Origin of the sequence: Pseudomonas syringae group sp. 26L6 (assembly GCF_032587815.1) — a bacterium.
GTDB classification, from domain to species: Bacteria; Pseudomonadota; Gammaproteobacteria; order Pseudomonadales; family Pseudomonadaceae; genus Aquipseudomonas; species Aquipseudomonas amygdali.
In genome coordinates this window covers 227,451-248,532 of sequence record NZ_JAWHPJ010000003.1, presented here as the reverse complement: position 1 = coordinate 248,532, position 21,082 = coordinate 227,451, and the positions used below count along the sequence as shown (strand labels likewise).

The following is a 21,082-nucleotide window of genomic DNA, read 5'->3' as shown; positions in this document are numbered from 1 at the left end:
CTATAAATGCAGAATCGAGTAGGAGGCGGGTTCACACCCGCCGTCCTCTCACACCACCCCCCGCCGACCAGCCAGAACCTTTCAGGCACTAAGATTTGTTACCACTACAACGATGTCACCCAGCACAGCCAGAAATATAGATGACATCCCGATCAGATTCTCAAGGCACTACGCGAAAATTAAGACTTCTCCTACAGACCACCTTTCACGTTTCCGATAGCCTCCCATGCGTCAACTAAACGCTGGTTATTGTTTACGGATCAAAGACATAAGGACGGCCTGCAATGATTTTTTCAGCTCGATTGGGTGACAAGCACGCCTGCCCATTGCCGGGTCACGGTACAACGCCAATCACTTCTGCATCCGGTGACGTCAACATCAACGGCATGGGCGCGGCACGTGTGGGTGATACCTGTGGGTGCGGGGCGGTCATCACTTCGGGTTTCCCCTCTATTCAAGTGAATGGCCGTCCTATGGCGCACCTGGGAAGCCCAACCAGTCACGGCGGGACAATCATCACGGGCTCCAATAATGTTGGTGGCGGCTTCGTCATGGGTGACGCGGGTGGCGCGACCATTATTAACTTCATGGCGCTGGGGGCCTTACGACCAGACGGTTCCGTGGACGACGAGAAGATGGCGACCTTGTTGGCTGACCCGAAGCTCGCGGAGAAAGCCTTGGCGGCGAACGCTTTGGTAAATCCAAATGCGGCCCGTGAGAAACCTGAAGAGGAAGCTGTACCAAATGATGGACCTGAAGGCTGTACGCATCCGAACATGATGGAAAAGCTGGCGACCTACATCGCAGACGAGATGAACAACAATATCCACCACTCCTCCGTCTTGAAGATGAATAAGCTGCTCAACTATGACGTTGCGGAAGAGACTCGTAAAAAAATGGACCTGCCTTGGTACGCCCAAATAGGGAACACCAGCCCTCAAGCTATCGGCGCTTCAAACGTGGCGGCAGCCATGATCCTTTGGACTGAGCGAGTAGGCCAGGGTCGTGATTGGGACCACAAACCAAAGATCCACGCGAAGTTTGGCAGGTATCGCCATAGGCAAGGCAAGTACGACTACTACTACGATATTTGGTCCAACATTCATTACGGCTATGTGGGCATGGCCGGAGGACTCAGTGAGAGCGTCCTTTTAGACGGCGCGGGTGTCGAGCAGATTGTTTCTGATCAATTACGACGGTGGGGAGAGCAGATATTCGAAGCCAAAGAAGATCAGAGACTCAAAGGACCTCATGCCACTGAGGGCGTAGAAGGGATGCGCGCATGGGATGACGTCCCGGATCGGATTTCTATTAGCATTGGCGTTAAACTCTTCTATGAGAATCCAAACGGAGGCGTCACGGCAAGAATGATCATGGACAAAGTACTCGCTGTCACACCGTCAGAATGGGGAGATGGCGCCAGTGTCCATGTCTGTGAAAAATATTAAGGCCCGGTATCTTATTGGGGCATTCATAGTTATTCCAGCGCTGTTCTGGTACGTGGCGACCCCAGTCGTTCGTGTCCATTATTCTAAAGAAGCTACAGACGAGCTTCGTGTGATTTGGAACACCCAGCACAACATCCATAAAGAAGGAATGCTACCGGGTCAGGGCACATACGATACCGGGCATATTTTCCCCAATGAGAAATTCTTTATGAACTTTGATTGGTGGAATGAAAAGAGTCTGCGGAGGTGTATAGCAATTACGCCAAAATGGGGCGGCGTGATCGACATCTACCTCGATGGCAGAGGCCGCATCGAAACTGCTAAAACTGGCCCTGACGTTATGGCTCGCTTGAAGAGATGTGAGGGTGACGCTGATCCTTTCCGGCCTTAAGGTGCCCAACCAGCCGCCCAAGAATGGGGAACACGTGTTATTGAGCACAAATGCAAAAAAATCAAGGTCCGTTACTTGTTCCTTTTCCTATTGATAGCTCCGCTGGTGGCTTGGTATTTTGCTGCTCCCGGCGTAATTGTCCACTACCCTAAAGAAACCCCGGACGAACTGCGCTTAATTTGGAACACTCACGACCAGATTACACGACAGCGAATGCTACCGGGGGAGGCGACATCGGAGTTTGGTCATGTATTCCCTGATAAGAACTTCTTCATGGTGTTCTTTTGGTGGACCGACAGAGGTTTACGAAAATGCATCGACATCACACCTAAGCGCTGGGCAACGATAGACATCTACCTTGACAGGCTGGTAGGGTCGATATCGAAAAAACATCTCCTAAGGTTATTGCCCGGCTGAAACAATGTGTGGGTGAATCTGACCCCTTTCTGCCCTAAAGAGCCCTGCCAGCAATACAAAAAAGACAATCAGCACGGCCATCATGCAGACCGAGACGACCTCCTTACGGAACACCACATCCAAGCTGGTTGCGCTTAGGCGCAACGCGCCATGCTTGTCGCACCACAAAAAAAACCGCATCTCTCGATGCGGTTTTTTCATGGCTCTACCGGTTACAAGCGGATCAGACCGTGAGGCTCTGCCCGCTCATGGCCAGGTCCAGCAGCTCACGGTTGGCAACGGCGTACATGGCGTAATCCGTGCCGCTTGCCGCACGAAGCTCGACCAGCATGGCACGCCAGCGCTCGACCATCAGCGAGTGCTGTTCCAGCCACAGGGCCAGACGCGCATCGATTTCCGAAGGGCCGTCAGCCATTTGCAGGACCGACACGGTGATCGCCCGTTGCTGCCAGTCGACATCGTCACGGAACGCTTCACGCGCCAGGGCCTGCCAGTTGTTTTCCACCGGCAGGCTGCTGATCTGTTGCAAGTACCAGGTGATGTCCAGCGCGCTGCCCACGGCAAAGTACGCCTTGGCCACGTCGGCAGCGTTCTGCCCGGTAACGTCGGAGGCTTCGATGATCGGCAGCAGCGTGTACAGATGCGTCGTACCCGCCACCATACGCGCCAACAGTTCCGGCACGCCGGCTTCGACATAAGCCTGATAACGCGTCTGCCAGATCTCGCGGGTAGGGCCGTCTTCCAGCAACTCGTCAAGCTTGAGGCCCAGTGCAGCAAGGTGCGGACCGAAGTGCGCCACGTCACGACCGGCATCCAGCTCGTTGCGGCGACTGCGCAGGAACCAGCGCGTCGCACGACGCCCCAGACGCATCAGTTCATCCATCAGCGCCAGCTGGATCTCGGCGGAAACCTTGTAGTCCAGCGCTTCGATCTGACGGAACCAGTGCGGCAGGTGGAAGATGTCGCGCACAATCACGTAAGCACCAGCCACAGCCGCAGCACTCATGCCGGTCGACTCCTTGAGCCGCTGCACGAAGGTGATGCCCATGTGGTTGACCAGATCGTTGGCAATCTGGGTGCTGACGATTTCGCGTTTCAGACGATGACTGCGCATGGCCGTTGAAAATCTGGCACCCAGCGACGGCGGGAATGCAGTTTCCATATCGCGCGCCAGATAATCGTCATCCGGCACTCGGGATTCCAGCAACGCTTCCTTGAGGTCGATCTTGCTGTAGGAGATCAATACCGACAGTTCGGCACGGCTCAAGCCCTGTTTGGCCGCCACCCGCTCGGCGATCTGCTCTTCAGCAGGCAGGAACTCAATGGCGCGGTCGAGCTTGCCACGGGCCTCCAGGTCATTCATCAGACGCTTGTACTCAGCAATCCGCTCGTAAGCACGGCGTGCTGCCAGCGACAGTGCCTGAGTCTGCTTGTAGTTGTTACCCAGCACCAGGTGGCCCACTTCGTCGGTCATGCTTTCGAGCAGCTGGTTGCGCTGCTTCTCGGTCATGTCACCGGCCTGCACCACCTCGTTGAGCAGGATCTTGATGTTCACCTCGTGGTCGGAGCAGTCCACACCACCGGCGTTGTCGATGAAGTCGGTGTTGGTCGCGCCGCCATTGAGGCCGAACTCGACACGGCCCAGCTGGGTCATGCCCAGGTTGCCGCCCTCGCCCACCACCTTGCAGCGCAGCTCGTTGCCATCGACGCGTAGCGCATCGTTGGCCTTGTCGCCCACGTCGGCGTGCGACTCTTCGCTGGACTTGACGTAGGTGCCAATACCACCGTTCCACAACAGGTCGACCGGGGCCTTGAGCAGCGCGTGGAGCAATTCGGTCGGGGTCAGCTTGTCAGCCTTGATGTCGAAGCGCGCCTTCATCTGTTCGGTAATGGCGATGCTCTTGAGACTGCGCGGGAAGATCCCGCCGCCAGCGGACATGATGCTGGTGTCGTAGTCGGTCCAGGACGAGCGCGGCAGATTGAACAGGCGCTGGCGCTCGACAAAGCTGCTGGCCGGGTCCGGATTCGGATCGATGAAAATGTGCAGGTGGTTGAATGCGGCAACCAGTTGCAGCTTGTCGGACATCAGCAAGCCGTTGCCGAACACGTCACCGGCCATGTCGCCGATGCCGATCACACTGATGCTGTCCTGCTGGACATTGATGTCGCGCTCACGGAAGTGACGCTGCACGCCTACCCAAGCACCCTTGGCGGTGATGCCCATCTTCTTGTGGTCATAACCGGCCGAACCACCGGACGCGAACGCGTCACCCAGCCAGAAGCCGTAGTCGATGGCGATGCCGTTGGCGATGTCGGAAAAGGTCGCGGTGCCCTTGTCGGCTGCGACTACCAGATACGGGTCATCATCGTCATGACGCACCACATTGACCGGCGGTACCAGTACACCTTCCTTGAGGTTGTCGGTGATGTCCAGCAGCCCCGAGATGAAGATGCGGTAGCAGGCAATCGCTTCAGCCTGCACCTCATCACGGTTGCCAGTGGTCGGCAGACGGCGCGGCACAAAACCGCCCTTCGCGCCGACCGGCACGATGACCGAGTTCTTCACCTGCTGGGCTTTTACCAGGCCCAGCACTTCGGTACGGAAGTCTTCTTCGCGATCAGACCAGCGCAGGCCGCCACGCGCCACGTTGCCGAAGCGCAGGTGCACGCCTTCGACACGCGGCGAGTAGACGAAGATTTCAAACTTGGGCACCGGCTTTGGCAATTCGGGGATCAGGCGCGGGTTGAACTTGAAGCTGAAATAGCCCTTGCTCTGCCCGTTGGCATCAGCCTGATAGAAGTTGGTCCGCAGGGTGGCCTTGATCAGGTCCAGATAACGACGCAGGATGCGGTCTTCGTTGAGCACCTGAACGTCGTCCAGGGCAGTCAGAATCGCCTGTTCCAGACGCAGCTGCTTGTCATCCAGATCGTCGGAACCCAGCTTGCGCGCCAGGTAGAAACGGGTCTTGAACAGACGCGTCAGCTCGCGGGCAATGTCGGTGTGGTTGTTCAGCGTGCTGGCGATGTAGCCCAGATCGAAGCCCAGACGAATCTGCTTCAGATAGCGCGCATAGGCACGCAGCAGCGCCACGTCGCGCCAAGGCAGACCGGCAGTCAGCACCAGACGGTTGAACGCATCGTTTTCGGCGTCGCCGCGCACGATATGCACGAACGCATCCTGCAAGGTGTCATTGAGCTGCTGAATATCGAGGTTCAGACCTTCGCCATAGGTGAAGGCGAAGTCATGAATCCAGAATTCGCGACCATTGGCGTGGTGCAGGCGATACGGGAACTCGCCCAGTACACGCAGACCGAGGTTTTCAAGAATCGGCAACACATCGGACAGTGCCAGCGGTGTGTCGGCGTGATACAGCTTGCAATGCAATTGCTGGCGGCCACCAGCCAGTGGCTGATAGAAGCTCATCACCAGCGGATTGGTTTCGCTCAGGCTCAGCACGTGCTGCATGTCGACCACCGCCGAATGCGCAGCAAAGCGCTCGCGGTAGCCGGCCGGGAAACCTTTCGGGAAATCGGCCAGCACGTTGGTGCCGTGGGCCTCGCCAAAGCTCTCGACCACCAGACTGGCGTAGTCGTCTTTCCACGAGCGGCAGGCCTGAATGACTTCGTTTTCCAGCTGGGCAACGTCGATGTCCAGATTGACCTTCGGATCGACCCGCAGGATCAACTGCACACGCGCCAGCACGGATTCAGAGAAGAACGTCCAGAACTCACAATCGCTGGCTTTCAGGCGATCCATCAATACCTGCTGGATCTTCTGGCGCACTTCGGTTGAGTACACGTCGCGCGGCACATAAGCCAGGCAGTAGCAGAAACGGCCGTACGGGTCCTTGCGCAGGAACACGCGAATCTTGTTGCGCTCCTGAATCTGCACGATGGACATGACCGTAGTGAACAACTCGTCCACCGGCGTCTGGAACAAGTCGTCACGGGGCAGCACTTCGACGACCTGCGCCAGCTCCTTGCCCAGGTGCGCCTTGGCGTCGAAACCGGAACGGCGCTCGACTTCTGCGACCTTGCGACGGATGTACGGGATCTGCCGTACGCTCTCGCCATACACCGACGAGGTGTACAGGCCCATGAAGCGACATTCCTTGATGACCTTGCCCGAGGCGTCTATCTGCCGGATCGACACGTAATCCGGATAGGCCGGACGGTGTACGCGGCTTGGATGCGCCGCCTTGGCAAACGACAGCAGCACCGGCTCTTGCAGGTATTTCACTGCGTAGTCTTCGATGTGCAGCTCTTCGCGGGTCAGACCGGGGCGTAACAGTCGGGTCAGCCCCAGGAAAGACGACTCGTCATAAACCAACTGGCCGCCTTCGGCGTCGTTGCGCACTTCAAACTCTTCATAACCCAGAAAGGTGAAGTGGTTATCCACCAGCCATTGCAGGAAGACCTTGATCTCGGCCTTCTCTTCGACGTCGGTATTGGATTCGTTGGCATCGATACTGGCCAGCAGCTCATGCAGACGCGCTTTCATCGGCCCGAAGTCTTCGACGGCAGCACGCACCTCGCCCAGCACCTGCTCCAGCTCGCGAGCCAGCACATTCAACTCGCTGACGTTGGCGCAGCGGTCGATCTCCAGGTACATCAGCGATTCCTGCAGCACGTCCTCGCCGGTGGTGCCCTTGGGCAGCAGCTCCAACAGTTCGCCAGCAGCGCCGCGACGCACGCTCAGTACGGTGGTCTGCAGGGTGTGGATGCTGTAACCGCGACGGTTCAGCTCGGTACGCACGGAGTCGACCAGAAACGGCAGGTCGTGATGCAGCACTTCAACGGCAGTATGAGTCGACTGCCAGCCGTGGCGCTCGTAATCAGGGTTGTAGACCCGGACCTGCGGGTGAGCGTGTTCGAAACGCTCCAGCAGGCGCCATGCGGACAAGGTGCAGCCTGCCAGGTCGGACAGACGCCGCTGGGTGAGTTCGTCGAGGGAAATGATGCCGAAGAATTGCTCGGCAAACAGCGCCACTTGTGGCAGTGCCTGTTCGCTGATGTGCTGAGCCAGTGCCGCTTGCAGTTGATGCTGGAAGTCGGCCTTGCTGGCTGCGGTGAAGAACGCCATCTGTGGTACTCCGCTTTGGCTTTTATTGGGGAGGCTTGAAGAAGGTGTTGCGACCGGTGTGCCCTTACATTCACTTGCGTGGGCATAACCTGATCGAGTGTAAAGCTAAAGTACTAACGCGCGCAGTGTCAGGGTAGTCACATTTGAATGCGGGAATAAAAAAAGCTGCGCGCATCCGACACCGTACACCACTCGTCTGCCATGCAGCTTAACGAGAGCTGACGGCGTGCTGCTTACGAGGCTGCGACATATTCGGTCATCAGGTCGCGTTAAAATCCGCACGATGGTGCCAAACATCCCCGACAAAATTTACTCGGGACTGGCAAAATCCCCCTCACGCCTCAGTTGCCAAGACCCGGAGCCACATCATGCAAATCAAGACCGCCAGCCTCATCGCCAACCCGTGCGACGACGAATACGACGACATGGCGCTGCTTTGCTGCCACGCAGAGAACGGCGTGCTGTTTTCCCTGACCCGCTTCCCGGACGAGAACGAAGTGGAAATCACTGTCAGCGATGAAAAGTCACTTAATGTGTCCAGCCTGAAAGTCAGCTTCAGTGCCGAGCGCCTGTTGGTGGAAATCACCCCGGAGGACGCGAAGCAGCTCGATGGCCACCACCAGTATGAAATTCTCCACGGCACCGACGCAGCCGAGCTGCAGGATGTTCACCACACGTTACAGATCATTCTTGAAAACGTGGGCGAGTACACCAGCACGATCAGTTAACGGGCAAAACCGCTAGAGTGAGTACTTCGCCGTAAAGGAGCCCGTCATGAACCGCATTTTCGACGCACACTGCCATATCATCGACCCGCACTTCCCGCTGATAGCCAATAACAGCTACCTGCCGGACCCGTTCGGCGTCGGAGACTACCTTGCGACGGTCCAGCCGCTGGGCGTTCAGGGCGGCGCGGTGGTGTCCGGGTCCTTTCAGGGCTTTGATCAGGGTTATTTACTTCAGGCGCTGCGCTTGCTGGGGCCGGGCTTCGTCGGTGTCACTCAACTGCCCGCCAGTGTCACCGATACTGAACTGGACACCCTCAATGCTGCAGGCGTGCGCGCCCTGCGTTTCAACCTCAAGCGTGGCGGCTCGGAGCAGCTCGACCAGCTGGAAGCGCTGGCCGTGCGAGTGCATGAACGCGCAGGCTGGCATTCGGAGCTGTACATCGACTCCCGAGAACTGGCAGAAATAGAAACCCGTCTGCTGAAATTGCCAGCGATCAGCATCGATCACCTGGGATTGAGCGCCGAAGGATTGCCCGTGCTGCTGCGACTTGCCGAGCGCGGTGTGCGGGTCAAGGCCTGTGGTTTTGGACGCGTTGACTTCCCGGTGCGCGAAGCACTCAGGGATATCCATGCCGCCAATCCGAATGCGTTGATGTTCGGCACTGACCTGCCCTCCACGCGAGCGCCCCGCCCTTTCCAGCCTGACGATATCGAATTGCTGATCGACGCACTGGGTGAAGGCGGCGCCCGTCAGGCGTTGTGGGATAACGCAGCTGAATTCTATCGGCTCTAACCCTGCCGCATTCGACGGCCTGACCCTGTCGTCCTACACGCCCATACACAGAACATGTAGGGCAATTCCCAGTTAAATGACGTATGCGTCTCTAAATGCAATAAAAAACGCGGTAGTCGTTAGTCGATACCTGCCTGGATGGATTAAAGTATCGCCCCCAGCTCAGCAGTCACCAGACACAGCTGATTACCCTGCCAGGAACCGTCACCGATGGAACATCGTGAAGCGCTGATTGCGCTGCGAACCTTTCTTTCAACGCAGATCCTTGGCCAGGAAAAGCTGATCGAACGCCTGCTCATCGCCCTGCTTGCCGACGGCCACATGCTGGTCGAAGGCGCACCCGGCCTGGCCAAGACCAAGGCCATCAAGGAACTGGCAGAAGGCATCGAAGCACAGTTCCACCGCATTCAGTTCACCCCCGACCTGCTGCCTGCCGACATCACCGGTACGGAAATCTATCGCCCGGAAACCGGCAGTTTCGTATTCCAGCAAGGGCCGATCTTCCACAATCTGGTACTGGCAGACGAAATCAACCGTGCGCCGGCCAAGGTTCAGTCAGCGCTGCTCGAAGCCATGGCCGAACGCCAGGTGAGCGTGGGCCGCAGCACCTACGACCTGTCACCGCTGTTTCTGGTCATGGCCACCCAGAACCCCATTGAGCAGGAAGGCACTTACCCGTTGCCCGAAGCCCAACTCGATCGCTTTCTGATGCACGTCAAGATCGGTTTCCCGGATGCCGCCGTCGAACGCAAGATCCTGCAACAGGCGCGTGGCGAAGCCCTGAATGGCGAAACCAAGCCGGAACGCCGTGTCAGCCAGCAGGCGATCTTTGCCGCACGCAAGGAAATTCTCGGCCTGTACATGGCCGATGCGGTCGAGGAGTACCTGGTGCAGCTGGTCATGGCCACCCGGACCCCGGCCAAGTTCGACCCGGAGCTGGCCGAGTGGATTGCCTACGGTGCCAGCCCGCGTGGTTCCATTTCGCTGGACCGCTGCGCCCGCGCACATGCCTGGCTGGCCGGACGTGACTTCGTCAGCCCCGAAGACATTCAGGCAGTGCTGTTCGATGTATTGCGCCACCGGATCATCCTGTCGTTCGAAGCCGAAGCTGCCGGTATCGATCAGGATCGCGTGATTCAGCGCATCCTCGACGTCGTGGCCGTCGCCTGAGCCCATGCAACCCTACCTGATCCCCCAGCCGGGCATCCGCGTCAGCCTCAGCGAGCTGATCGAAATGCGTCATCGGGTGCGGGAAGTGCAGCTGTTCTCTACGCCCAGCCAACGCAGCCCGTTGATCGGCCTGCACCATTCCAAACTGCGCGGGCGCGGCGTGGATTTCGATCAGGTGCGGGTCTATCAGGCTGGCGACGACGTGCGCAGCATCGACTGGCGCGTGACCGCACGCACTCAGGAGCCGCACACCAAGCTGTTCCACGAAGAACGCGAGCGGCCGATTTTCATTCTGGTGGAGCAAAGCCGTCGACTGTTCTTCGGCTCCGGCCTGATGTTCAAGTCGGTACTCGCGGCCCAGGCTGCCGCGCTGATCGGCTGGGCAGCGCTGGAACACAACGACAGGGTCGGCGGGCTGGTGTTCGGCGATAACGAGCACTACGAGATCAAGCCCCGACGCAGCAAACAAAGCCTGTTGCAGTTGCTCAACCGACTGGTGCGGGTCAATCAGTCACTGCACACCGAGATCCCGGCGGACCGCGATGCCTTCGGCACTGCGCTGCGTCGCGCCCGGGAAGTGCTGCGCCCTGGCAGCCTGGTCATCGTTTTGTGCGACGAACGCGCCCTTTCCGATGCTGCCGAACAACAGTTGAGCCTGCTGTCACGCCACAGCGACCTGCTGTTGCTGCCATTGTCCGACCCACTGGACCGCGCGCTGCCCGCTGCGGGCCTGCTGCGCTTTGCCGAACGCGGCGCGCAGCTGGAACTCGATACCCTCAACCCCGAACTGCGCCGCGCCTACCGGCAGCAGGGCGAAGACCGCTCTGCGCGCTGGGAATTGCTCGCGCAGAAACTGCGGGTATTGCTCATGCCCTTGAGCACCCAGGCGGAACTCGTTGAACAATTGCGCGAATACCTCAACGCAAAGCGTCCGGTGAAGCGCAAATGAATCCGCTTGATCAGCTCGAGCCGCTGATTGCTCCCGATGCCGTCGGCTTTTGGCCGCTTGCCCCGGGCTGGTGGCTGCTGCTGTTGCTGATCCCTGCAGCAGGCTGGGGCCTGTGGCGTTTGCGTGTACTGCTGCCAGTCAAGGCGCGCAAGGTTCGCAGCGAACAACCGCTGGACCCGGTTCGCCTCGCCGCCCTGGCGGAACTCGCCAGCTTGCCCAAGCCATACGATGGCGCTCCGGCAGGTGCCTGGCTGCAGCAGATCAACGGCTTGCTCAAACGCCTGTGCCGCAACCATTATCCGCATAGCCAGAGCCACACGCTGAACGGCCGTAAATGGCTGGCATTCCTCGACAATCGCTGTCCGGCGGCAGGCCTGACGCGCTGGATGATTCTGGTCGAAGGTGCCTACAAGCCCGAGTGCAAGCTGGACGACAAGGCGATCACCGGGCTGACCCAAGCGGTCGATACCTGGATTCGCAAACATGTTTGAGTTCGTCTGGCCCTGGGTTTTCGCCCTGCTGCCGCTGCCGTGGCTGATGCGTGCCCTGCTGCCCATGGCGGACAGCGGCGAGCCGGCGCTCAAGGTCAGTTTTCTCAGTGAACTCGAAGGGCTGAGTGGACGCCGCGCCAAGGCCAATCTGCCGGTCTGGAGACAGCGTGCGCCCTTTCTGCTGATCTGGCTGTTGCTGTTGATTGCCACCGCGCGACCGCAATGGCTGGGCGAGCCACTGCCAGTGGCTGCCAGCGGGCGCGACCTGCTGGTGGCTGTCGACGTGTCCGGTTCCATGGACTACCCCGACATGCAGTGGAAAAGCGATGAAGTCAGCCGACTGGTGCTGGTGCAACAGTTGCTCGGTGACTTTCTCGAGGGCCGCAAGGGCGACCGGGTTGGTTTGATCCTGTTTGGCACTCAGGCTTTTGTCCAGGCACCGCTCACCTATGACCGGCGCACTGTAAGGGTCTGGCTTGACGAGGCAAAAATCGGTATTGCAGGCAAGAACACTGCGCTTGGCGATGCTATCGGTCTGGGCCTGAAACGCCTGCGCCTGCGCCCGGCCACCAGCCGCGTGCTGGTGCTGGTCACCGACGGTGCCAATAACGCCGGTCAGATCGATCCGATCACTGCCGCACGGCTGGCTGCCGAAGAAGGCGTAAAAATCTACCCTATCGGTATTGGCGCGGACCCCGACAAGGACGCGCTACAAAGCGTCCTCGGTCTCAATCCGAGCCTTGATCTGGACGAGCCGACGCTCAAGGAAATCGCCAGTCTCAGTGGCGGCCAGTATTTCCGTGCTCGCGACGGCGACCAACTGGAAAAGATTCGCGCCACCCTGGACAGCCTGGAACCGGTTGCCCAGCAACCCACCCAGGCACGTCCGGCGCAGACGCTTTATCAATGGCCGTTGGCAACAGCCCTGCTGTTGAGTGTGCTACTGGTGCTGCGTGAACTGTGGCCAAACAATGCACTGCAACGCCTGCTGACTGTCGTGCGCTCCGTCAACTGGCGTGAGCGCGTCAAAAGCCTCTGGAGGTCGGGATGATCGCCTCTCTGTGGCCGCACTGGTTTCGCCCCGAGTGGCTGCTGATCCTGCCGTTGCTGGCGCTGTTGATCTGGCGGCTCTGGCATCGGCAGAAACGCGCCGGGCGCTGGCAAATGCTTCTGCCGACCCATTTTCATGCCGTCCTGCTCAACGGTGGGCGCGGCAGCAACAGCAAACTGCCGTGGGTCGCACTCGGGCTGGCATGGCTGCTGGCGCTTTTCGCGTTGCTGGGCCCCAGCTGGCAACGCGTCGAACAGATCAGCCAGAAACCGGTCGATCCGCTGGTGGTGATACTTGAACTCACCCCGCAGATGCTCGCCACCGACACTGCGCCCACCCGCCTGGAACAGGCGAAACGCAAACTGCTGGACCTGTTGCAAAAGCGCAGCGATGCGCAGACCGCCATTGTCGTCTATGCGGGCAGCGCGCACACGCTGGTGCCGCTGTCCGATGACCTGGTCACCAGCCATAACCTGCTGGAAGCCATCAGGCCGTCGATCATGCCCATGACCGGCCAGCGTGCCGATCTGGCGGTCCAGAAAGCCCTGCACCTGCTGAAACAGGGCGCACTGGGCCAAGGTCGAATTCTGCTGATTACCTCGTCACTGAGCGAACAGGAACGTCAGGGCATCCGTGCGGCGTTGCGCGGGCAATCGCCGCCGTTGCTGATCCTTGGCATCGGCACGGCTGACGGCGCGCCGGTCATGCAGGAAAACGGCAGCCTGCTCAAGGACGATCAGGGCGCTATTCTGGTGTCGCGCCTGGACAGCAACAGCCTCAACGAATTCGCCGATCAGGTCGGCGGCAGCTATCGTCAGGCACGAGGCGATGAAGAAGATTTGCGCAGCCTTGGCCTGCTGGCCAGCCCCCAGCACATGAGCAGCGACGGGCAGGTCGTGCAACTCGATACCTGGGCCGATCAGGGCCACTGGTTCCTGCTCCCGCTATTGTTGATCGCAGCCCTGGCTGGTCGGCGCGGCTGGCTGTTCTGTCTGCCGCTACTGTTCATGTTTCCGCAAAACAGCCAGGCGTTCGAGTTTCAGGACCTGTGGCTGCGTCCCGATCAACAGGGCCAGCGGCTACTGGAACAGCATCGGCCAGCCGAGGCCGCACAACGCTTCGAGGACTCACGCTGGAAGGGCGTGGCCTTTTACCAGGCGGAAGACTACGTCAGCGCCGCCCAGCAGTTTGCCGAAGGCAACAGCGCCGCCGACCATTACAATCGCGGCAATGCCCTGGCGCGCAGCGGCGAACTGGCGGCAGCACTGGATGCCTACGAACAGGCCCTGGACCGCCAGCCGGAGTTTCCCGCTGCACAAACCAACCGGGCGCTGGTACAAAGCCTGCTGGACAAGGCCGATGTCCAGAAGCCTGCCGAGGATGAACAGAATAAGGCCGATCAGGGCGAAGAAGGCCAGCAAGCGTCACAGGACCCCAACAGCAGTGCATCGCCAGCCGATCAGAACCCGTCCCGCTCGGATCAGCCCGGTGCCAGCGAGAGCCTGCCGCCAGACGTCAGCGGTCAGGCCACCTCAGGCGAATCGGCGGACGACGAGCAAACTATCCGCCCACCGCTCCAGGCCGCAGACACCCCTATTACCGGCGAGCGGCGTCAGGAACTGGAACAGTGGCTGAGGCAGATTCCGGATGATCCGGGCGAGCTGCTGCGGCGCAAATTTCGCTACGAACAGCAACATCAGGAAAAGACCCGATGAGTCGCGTGTACACCTTATTGATCGGCCTGCTGCTGAGCCTGATCAGCTTGTCATTGCAGGCTGCGCAACTGACCGCCAGCGTCGACCGCACGCGCCTGAACGCCGGGGAAACTGTCGAGTTGACGCTGGAAACCGACGATGTCACCCAGTTTGGCAAGCCGGACATGAGCGGTTTGGAGAGCAGCTTCGAGGTGCGCGATACGCGTCAGCTCAACAGCCTGAAAACCCTGGACGGCAGCAGTCAGGCCACCACTCGGTGGATCGTTACCCTGCTGCCTCGCGAGACCGGCAGCGTGTTGATCCCGTCGTTGCAACTGGGTGAGCTGAAAAGCCAGCCACTGACGCTACAGGTTCTGCAAAGCGAGCCCCAGGACCCAGGCAGCCATCTGGCGTCGATCTTCATCGAAGCGAGCCTCGATCAGGACAGCGTCTATGTTCAGGCCCAGACCGTGCTGACCCTGCGCGTCTACCACTCGGTGTCGCTGTTCGATGACAGCAGCCTGAGCCCTTTGCAAGTACCGGACGCCCGGGTTGAAAAACTGGGTGATTCGCGCACCTACGAAAAGCTGATCAATGGTGTGCGTCATGGCGTGATCGAAACACGCTACGCGATCTATCCGCAGCAAAGCGGCGTGCTGAAGATACCGGCACAAGTGTTCAGCGCTACGCTGGTGCAGACGCCTGCCGAAGGCTCGCAAGGCCAGGAGGCCAACCCGTTCGGCCCGCAACCAGGCCGATCGGTACGGGTCAAGTCCGCCGAAGTGCCGTTGACCGTCAAACCCAAACCCGCCGACTACCCGGCTGATGTCGCCTGGTTGCCGGCGCGCAGTATCAGCCTTGAAGAAAACTGGAGCCCGGAGCCCGGCACCACTCAGGTCGGCGATTCACTGACCCGCACCCTCATACTCAAGGCCGAAGGCCTGGCCGGTGCGCAACTGCCACCCTTGCCGCCCACCGAAGTGCCCGGCCTGCGGCGTTACCCGGATCAGCCACAGCTGCGCAACCTGCCCAGTGAACGTGGCCTGATCGGCACCCGCGAAGAACGCGAGGCACTGGTGCCCGGCCGGGCCGGGGCAATTGACCTGCCTGCGGTTGAAGTGACCTGGTGGAATACCCGTGAAGATCACCTGGAACACACCAGCCTGGCCGCACGTACCCTGCAGATCAGCAGCAACCCCGGCCTGGCAGTGGACACGCCGGTGAACAACGACATGAGCGGCGTGACGGTGATCGGCCCGCCGGTCTGGCCGTGGCAACTGAGCACGCTATTCCTGGCCTGCACCACCTTTTACGGTTTCGCCCTGTGGTGGCGGGCCCGCGGGCAGCCGGCAATCGCCCGGGCCGTGCAGACCGGGCCCAGCCCGCGTACCGTCCTGGATGACCTCAAACGCGCCTGCCTGGCCAACGACCCTCAAGGCACCCGTCAGGCACTCGACGCGTGGGCACGCCAGCAGCCGGAAACCCTGGCCGAAATGGCCGCGCGTTTCGTGCCGCTGTCCGATGCACTGGACGGTCTGAACGGCGCGCTTTATAGCGAGACCGGCAAGCTGTGGCTGGGTGAAGACCTCTGGCGCGCCGTGCGCAAGCTGCCCGCCGCCGAACATATCAAGGACCCGGCAGGCGATGCCGGGTTGCCACCGCTGTATCCCAAGTGAGGATGCAGCTCAGGCAACACCTCTACACGACAAGGTAAACCAATGCGTCTGTTTCACACCTCTGACTGGCATCTGGGTCAGAACCTGCACGGTCAGGAGCGGGATTTCGAACACGCCTGCTTTCTGACCTGGCTGCTGGCCCGTCTGGCCGAACGAAAACCCGATGTACTGTTGATCGCGGGCGACATCTTCGACACCGTCAACCCGCCGGTCAAAGCGCAGGAACGCCTGTACGACTTCATCGTCAACGCCCATGAACGGCAGCCGCTGCTGACCATCGTGATGATCGCAGGCAACCATGACTCCGGCTCGCGTATCGAACTCCCTGCACCCCTGATGCGCCGTTTGCGCACACACGCACTGGGCAGGGTGATGTGGCTGGACGACGGTGTGTTGGACGCCGAACGCCTGCTGCTACCGTTGCCGGACGCCGAAGGCAACGTCAAAGCCTGGTGCCTGGCGCTGCCCTTCCTGCGTCCTGCCGAGGTCACCGGCCCGACGCTGGGTGACGACTACCTGCGCGGTATCGGTCGGGTTCATGAGTTGCTGATCGAAGCAGCCAACCTCAAGCGCCAGCCAGGTCAGGCACTGATCGCCATCAGCCACGCGCACATGGCAGGCGGTTCGGTCTCGGAAGATTCCGAGCGCAGCCTGATCATCGGCAACGCCGAAGCCCTGCCCGCCAGTCTGTTCGGACCGAGCATCACCTATGTTGCGCTGGGCCACCTGCACAAACCGCAGCGGGTCAACGGCGAAGAGCGCATTCGCTACAGCGGCTCGCCGATCCCGCTGTCCTTTTCGGAAATCAGCTATCAGCACCAGATTCTTGAGATCAATTGCGACGGTGAGACGCTGACCAGTGTCGAGCCGTTGCTCATCCCTCGCGCCGTCAACCTGCAACGCCTGGGGCCTGCGCCCTTGGCCGATTTGCTGGTACAGCTCAAGGCGCTGCCGGACATCGATCTGCTCGCCGACCCGGACCGCCAGCCGTGGCTGGAAGTGCGCGTGCGTCTTGATGAACCGCAACCGGACCTGCGCAACCAGATCGAAACCGCGCTGCAAGGCAAAGCCGTGCGGTTGGTGCGCATCGGTGCTGAATACGCCGGTAAAGGCAGTGCTGACGGCAACGAGGGTGAAGCCGCCCTGATCGAGCTGGACCAGCTCACGCCTCAGGAATTGTTCAGCCGTGCCTGGCAGGACAACTTCGGCAGCGAGGTCGACGAACAGACCCTGACCGATTTCGCCACGCTGCTGCGTGAAGTCCAGCAGGAGAGCGAACAGCCATGAAAATCCTTGCCATTCGCCTGAAAAACCTTGCCTCGCTGGCCGGGCCGTTTGAAATCGATTTCACTGCCGAGCCGCTGGCCAGCGCCGGTCTGTTCGCCATTACCGGCCCGACCGGCGCAGGTAAAAGCACCCTGCTCGACGCCTTGTGCCTGGCGCTGTTTGGAGCGATTCCGCGGCTGAGTAATATCGGGCAGTCCAAGGTCCCGGACATCGACGGCGACATCACCACCAGCGACCCGCGCACCCTGCTGCGGCGTGGCACGGGCAGCGGTTACGCAGAAGTGGACTTTATCGGCATCGATCAGCGCCGTTATCGCGCCCGCTGGGAAACCAACCGCGCACGCGACAACGCGACCAAAAAGCTGCAGGCCAGTCGCCAGATCCTGACCGACCTGGACAGCGAACAGGTGCTCAGCAACCAGAGCAAGCGTGAATTCGAGCAACTGATCGAGCAGCGTCTGGGGCTGAATTTCGAACAATTTACCCGCGCCGTGATGCTCGCTCAGAGCGAGTTCAGTGCCTTCCTCAAGGCCGACGACAAGGAACGCAGCGAACTGCTGGAGAAGCTGACCAATACCGCCATCTACAGCCAGCTCGGGCGGCGCGCCTACAGCAAGAGCAAAGAGGCCGAGGAAGCGCTTAAAACCCTCACTGCTCAAGCCAGCAACATCGTCCCGCTGGCTCCGGAGCTGCTGGCCGAACTGGAGCAACGCCTCAACGACGCACAGCAGCAGCTCAAGGCGCACCAGGCACAGCAAAGGCAACTGGAAATCAAACAGCAGTGGCTGATCGAGCTACACCGCCTGCGCGATGAACAGCTTGCCGCGCAGGAGGCGATCACCCGTGCTCAACAGGCCTGGGACGACCAGAGCGGTGCACGTCAGACCCTTGGGCAACTGGAACGCCTGGGCCCGCAACGCCACCGTTTCGCGCGTCGGGTCACGTTGAACGCCCAGCTCAACCCGCTGGCGGAACAGATTCTTCAGCATCAGCAACAGCAGGCTTCGCTGCAAGATCAGCAGCGACAACTGGAGACCCACCGCACCCAGGCGCAGGCCAGTCTGCTGGAGGCCCAGCAAAACCACAGCAGCGCCAAACCACTGTTGCAGCAGGCTTTTGACACACAGAACACGCTTAACCACCTGGCTCAGGAACTGGCCAAGGTGTCTGACCTGCATCAGCAAACCGGGCAGCTTTGTACTGAGGGTCAGGCCAGCCTGCACATTTTGCTCGACCAGCAGCAACTGGTTTCGCAGCGCCTTGAACGTATTGCCGGGCAGCTGGAGCACAGCAGCGAACTGGCCCCCCTGGCTCAGGCCTGGAGCGCCTGGCGCGACCGGCTGAAATCCCTCACGCTGATCGCCAACCGCCTCAAGCACGGACAGAGTGAACTGCCTGCACTGCAGCAACGTGCCAGCACGGCTGATCAACAGTTGACCGAGCAACGCAACGCGCTGGAATTGCTGTACCGCGAAGCCGATTGCGAAGTGGATGCGGTCACCGAACAGGTACAGATTCTCGGCAGCCTGCTGCAGGATAATCGCAAGCAGCAACGCGCGTTCGAAGACCTGGCTCGTTTGTGGACCAGCCAGCAGGACGTAGACCGGCAACTGGCCGATCTGGCGCAGCAACAGCAAAGCGCTCAGCAGCAACGCGAACAGCTCAACAGCGAAGGCATTCGCGTTCGTGATGAACTGACCGTCGCCGAACAGACCCTGACCGTTACCCGGCAACTGCTGGAACGTCAACGCCTGGCCCGCAGCGCCAGCGTCGAGGAATTACGCGTCCAGCTGCAGGACGACCAGCCCTGTCCGGTCTGCGGCAGCATCGAACACCCTTGGCATCAGCCGGAAGCGTTACTGGAAAGCCTCACGCAACATGATGACAACGAGCAGGCCAGTGCGCAGAAGGCGGTGGACCAGCTGACCGAACAGCGCAACCAATTGCGCGAGCAGGTTGGCGGCGTGATCGCCCGCCAGAAAGAGCTGCTGCGTCAGCACGAACAGCTCACCCTGCGCCATCAAACCCTGGCACCGGACCTGGAATCTCATCCCCTCGCGGCTCAATTGCTCGACCACGACCCAGGCAAGCGTGACAGCTGGTTGAGCCAGCAATTGAATAACCTGAGCGAAGTCATCACCCGTGACGAGCAACGCCAGGAAGCGTTGCTGACCCTGCAGAAAGACGCCGCCCGCTTGCAGCAGCAACTTCAGGCAGCCACAGAAGCCAGTCAGACTGCGGCGAGCCATGTTGCCGAGCAGCTCAAGCAGCTGGACGTCGACAGGCAGCGGCTGGACGAAGAACTGAGCGCATTCACGCCGCTGGTCTCGCCACACGTGCTTGAAGGGCTGCGCAGCGATGCATCGGCGACAGTGATGCAGCTTGAGCAGCAGGTGACTCAGCGGCTGGATCAACTTGAACAGCAACACGAAGAGCAACAGGAGCAGAGCGAGCGCCAGCAGAAGATCGAAAAGCAACAGATCGAGCAGCAGACTCGCCTGCACCGCCAGACCGAACTGGCGCAGGAAGTCGCCCGGCTAGGCGAGCAGCAACAGGCCAGCCAGCAGGCACTGACCGGCTTGCTGGGCGAGCATGCGACTGCCGAGCACTGGCAACAGGCGCTGGAAAACGCCATCGAGCAAGCCAGGCAAACCGAAAGCTCGGCCGCCGAGGCTCTGCAGCAGATTCAAAGCCAGTTGATCCAGCTGGCTGCCGAACTCAAGTCCGCCCAGCAACAACAGCAATCCTTGCAGCAGGAACTGGCTGAACTTGATGTGCAGATCAGCGAATGGCGCGGCCAGCATCCCGAGCTGGACGATACCGCGCTCGACACGCTGCTGACTTACGATGACGCGCATGTCGAGCAACTGCGTCTGCAACTGAACGCTACCGACAAAGCGCTGGAGCAGGCAAAAGTATTGCTGCAGGAGCGCGATCAGCGCCTGCAACAGCATCAGGCGCAACACAGCGACCTTAGCGACAGCACGCAACTGGCGGCAGCGCTGCAACAGGCCCATGAACAGTCCGCGCTCGGCGAGCAGCAATGCGCCGACCTGCGCGCCGAACTCAGCGAAGATCAACGCCGTCGCAACGCCAACAGCGCGTTGCAGGCGCTCATCAACGATGCCAATAACGAATACCTGCGCTGGGCACGCCTGGCATCGCTGATCGGCTCGGCCGAAGGCGACAAATTCCGCAAGATCGCCCAAGCCTACAACCTTGACCTGCTGGTCCATCACGCCAATGCGCAGCTCCGGCAACTGGTGCGCCGCTACCGCCTGAGACGCGGCGGCAGCATGCTCGGCCTGCTGGTCATGGACACCGAAATGGGCGACGAACTACGTTCGGTCCACTCGCTGTCGGGTGGCGAAACCTTCCTGGTCTCGCTGGCGTTGGCGCTGGGACTGGCGTCGATGGCCTCCAGCACGCTGCGTATCGAATCGCTGTTCATCGACGAGGGCTTCGGCAGCCTCGACCCGGAATCGCTGCAACTGGCGATGGACGCACTGGACGGCTTGCAGGCACAGGGTCGCAAGGTCGGCGTGATCTCCCACGTACAGGAAATGCATGAGCGGATTCCGGTGCAGATCAAAGTGCGTCGCCAGGGGAATGGGTTGAGCACAATCGAGGTGGGTAACTGAAAGACCTGTGACGCGGAGCGTCACGAACGGCATTCCCACGCTGGAGCGTGCGGAACGATAATCTCAACTATCGTGCCGTAGCTCTGGACGTTTTCAACTATCGTGCGGCGCTCCGCGTCGCATGCCGTTCTGGACGCTCTGCGTCCGGTCTTGAATACGCCATCGCCGTCAATGCTTTCGCGAACAGGCTCGCCTGACATTCCGTGCATGGTCTGCCGCGCAGTGGGCAGTAAGTCGCAGGGACCTGTGTTGGCGAACATGCT

Annotated in this window: 14 protein-coding genes; 12 read left to right on the top strand and 2 right to left on the bottom strand. The window is 60.4% G+C overall.

What is annotated here, in order from left to right:
* Nucleotides 1-284 precede the first annotated feature (284 nt).
* A complete protein-coding gene (locus RYA97_RS01975) occupies nucleotides 285-1,448 on the top strand; it encodes a polymorphic toxin type 44 domain-containing protein (RefSeq protein ID WP_316891783.1) in 1,164 nt (387 codons plus the stop codon).
* Complete coding sequence (locus RYA97_RS01970) at nucleotides 1,429-1,839, top strand: hypothetical protein (RefSeq protein WP_010194350.1); 411 nt, start codon at nucleotides 1,429-1,431, stop codon at nucleotides 1,837-1,839. Before RYA97_RS01975 ends, RYA97_RS01970 begins: the two co-directional genes overlap by 20 nt.
* A 402-nt stretch (nucleotides 1,840-2,241) precedes the next feature.
* Here RYA97_RS01970 and RYA97_RS01960 read toward each other — a convergent pair whose 3' ends face one another.
* Together RYA97_RS01960 and RYA97_RS01955 are read right to left on the bottom strand one after the other, a co-directional pair.
* Nucleotides 2,242-2,457, bottom strand: coding sequence for a hypothetical protein (locus tag RYA97_RS01960; RefSeq protein WP_225231445.1), 216 nt, complete (start codon nucleotides 2,455-2,457; stop codon nucleotides 2,242-2,244).
* Nucleotides 2,458-2,479: 22 nt separating this feature from the next.
* Entirely contained in the window at nucleotides 2,480-7,339 is a 4,860-nt protein-coding gene (locus RYA97_RS01955) for an NAD-glutamate dehydrogenase (protein WP_054996834.1), read from the bottom strand.
* A 368-nt stretch (nucleotides 7,340-7,707) separates the two neighbouring features.
* Between RYA97_RS01955 and RYA97_RS01950 the strand changes: the two genes are divergently transcribed.
* The 10 genes from RYA97_RS01950 (at nucleotide 7,708) to RYA97_RS01905 (ending at nucleotide 20,819) form a co-directional block, all read left to right on the top strand.
* On the top strand, nucleotides 7,708-8,067 hold the full coding sequence (locus RYA97_RS01950; RefSeq protein ID WP_002554474.1) for a hypothetical protein: 360 nt from the start codon (nucleotides 7,708-7,710) through the stop codon (nucleotides 8,065-8,067).
* A 46-nt stretch (nucleotides 8,068-8,113) separates the two neighbouring features.
* Entirely contained in the window at nucleotides 8,114-8,860 is a 747-nt protein-coding gene (locus RYA97_RS01945) for an amidohydrolase family protein (protein WP_316891781.1), read from the top strand.
* A gap of 210 nt (nucleotides 8,861-9,070) precedes the next feature.
* Nucleotides 9,071-10,030, top strand: coding sequence for an AAA family ATPase (locus tag RYA97_RS01940; RefSeq protein WP_002554476.1), 960 nt, complete (start codon nucleotides 9,071-9,073; stop codon nucleotides 10,028-10,030).
* Between the two features lie 4 nt (nucleotides 10,031-10,034).
* Nucleotides 10,035-10,979, top strand: a complete 945-nt coding sequence (locus RYA97_RS01935) for a DUF58 domain-containing protein (protein WP_002554477.1) — start codon at nucleotides 10,035-10,037, stop codon at nucleotides 10,977-10,979.
* Nucleotides 10,976-11,470 (top strand): DUF4381 domain-containing protein, encoded by a 495-nt coding sequence (locus RYA97_RS01930; RefSeq protein ID WP_005746750.1) that lies wholly within the window; start codon nucleotides 10,976-10,978, stop codon nucleotides 11,468-11,470. The genes RYA97_RS01935 and RYA97_RS01930 overlap by 4 nt, the downstream gene beginning before the upstream one ends.
* Nucleotides 11,463-12,521, top strand: coding sequence for a VWA domain-containing protein (locus RYA97_RS01925; protein WP_316891778.1), 1,059 nt, complete (start codon nucleotides 11,463-11,465; stop codon nucleotides 12,519-12,521). Before RYA97_RS01930 ends, RYA97_RS01925 begins: the two co-directional genes overlap by 8 nt.
* Nucleotides 12,518-14,236 (top strand): VWA domain-containing protein, encoded by a 1,719-nt coding sequence (locus RYA97_RS01920; RefSeq protein ID WP_316891777.1) that lies wholly within the window; start codon nucleotides 12,518-12,520, stop codon nucleotides 14,234-14,236. Before RYA97_RS01925 ends, RYA97_RS01920 begins: the two co-directional genes overlap by 4 nt.
* Nucleotides 14,233-15,891, top strand: coding sequence for a BatD family protein (locus RYA97_RS01915; protein WP_316891776.1), 1,659 nt, complete (start codon nucleotides 14,233-14,235; stop codon nucleotides 15,889-15,891). Before RYA97_RS01920 ends, RYA97_RS01915 begins: the two co-directional genes overlap by 4 nt.
* Before the next feature lie 42 nt (nucleotides 15,892-15,933).
* Nucleotides 15,934-17,178, top strand: coding sequence for an exonuclease SbcCD subunit D C-terminal domain-containing protein (locus RYA97_RS01910; RefSeq protein ID WP_005781813.1), 1,245 nt, complete (start codon nucleotides 15,934-15,936; stop codon nucleotides 17,176-17,178).
* The gene (locus RYA97_RS01905; RefSeq protein WP_117139674.1) at nucleotides 17,175-20,819 is read left to right on the top strand and encodes an SbcC/MukB-like Walker B domain-containing protein; all 3,645 of its coding nucleotides are present in this window, start codon (nucleotides 17,175-17,177) and stop codon (nucleotides 20,817-20,819) included. Before RYA97_RS01910 ends, RYA97_RS01905 begins: the two co-directional genes overlap by 4 nt.
* Nucleotides 20,820-21,082 lie beyond the last annotated feature (263 nt).

Excerpts from the sequence above, each read along its gene's own strand:
- RYA97_RS01975 (WP_316891783.1), top strand. The coding sequence starts at position 285 with ATGATTTTTTCAGCTCGATTGGGTGACAAGCACGCCTGCCCATTGCCG.
- RYA97_RS01970 (WP_010194350.1), top strand. The coding sequence starts at position 1,429 with ATGTCTGTGAAAAATATTAAGGCCCGGTATCTTATTGGGGCATTCATA.
- RYA97_RS01960 (WP_225231445.1), bottom strand. The coding sequence starts at position 2,457 with ATGAAAAAACCGCATCGAGAGATGCGGTTTTTTTTGTGGTGCGACAAG.
- RYA97_RS01955 (WP_054996834.1), bottom strand. The coding sequence starts at position 7,339 with ATGGCGTTCTTCACCGCAGCCAGCAAGGCCGACTTCCAGCATCAACTG.
- RYA97_RS01950 (WP_002554474.1), top strand. The coding sequence starts at position 7,708 with ATGCAAATCAAGACCGCCAGCCTCATCGCCAACCCGTGCGACGACGAA.
- RYA97_RS01945 (WP_316891781.1), top strand. The coding sequence starts at position 8,114 with ATGAACCGCATTTTCGACGCACACTGCCATATCATCGACCCGCACTTC.
- RYA97_RS01940 (WP_002554476.1), top strand. The coding sequence starts at position 9,071 with ATGGAACATCGTGAAGCGCTGATTGCGCTGCGAACCTTTCTTTCAACG.
- RYA97_RS01935 (WP_002554477.1), top strand. The coding sequence starts at position 10,035 with ATGCAACCCTACCTGATCCCCCAGCCGGGCATCCGCGTCAGCCTCAGC.
- RYA97_RS01930 (WP_005746750.1), top strand. The coding sequence starts at position 10,976 with ATGAATCCGCTTGATCAGCTCGAGCCGCTGATTGCTCCCGATGCCGTC.
- RYA97_RS01925 (WP_316891778.1), top strand. The coding sequence starts at position 11,463 with ATGTTTGAGTTCGTCTGGCCCTGGGTTTTCGCCCTGCTGCCGCTGCCG.
- RYA97_RS01920 (WP_316891777.1), top strand. The coding sequence starts at position 12,518 with ATGATCGCCTCTCTGTGGCCGCACTGGTTTCGCCCCGAGTGGCTGCTG.
- RYA97_RS01915 (WP_316891776.1), top strand. The coding sequence starts at position 14,233 with ATGAGTCGCGTGTACACCTTATTGATCGGCCTGCTGCTGAGCCTGATC.
- RYA97_RS01910 (WP_005781813.1), top strand. The coding sequence starts at position 15,934 with ATGCGTCTGTTTCACACCTCTGACTGGCATCTGGGTCAGAACCTGCAC.
- RYA97_RS01905 (WP_117139674.1), top strand. The coding sequence starts at position 17,175 with ATGAAAATCCTTGCCATTCGCCTGAAAAACCTTGCCTCGCTGGCCGGG.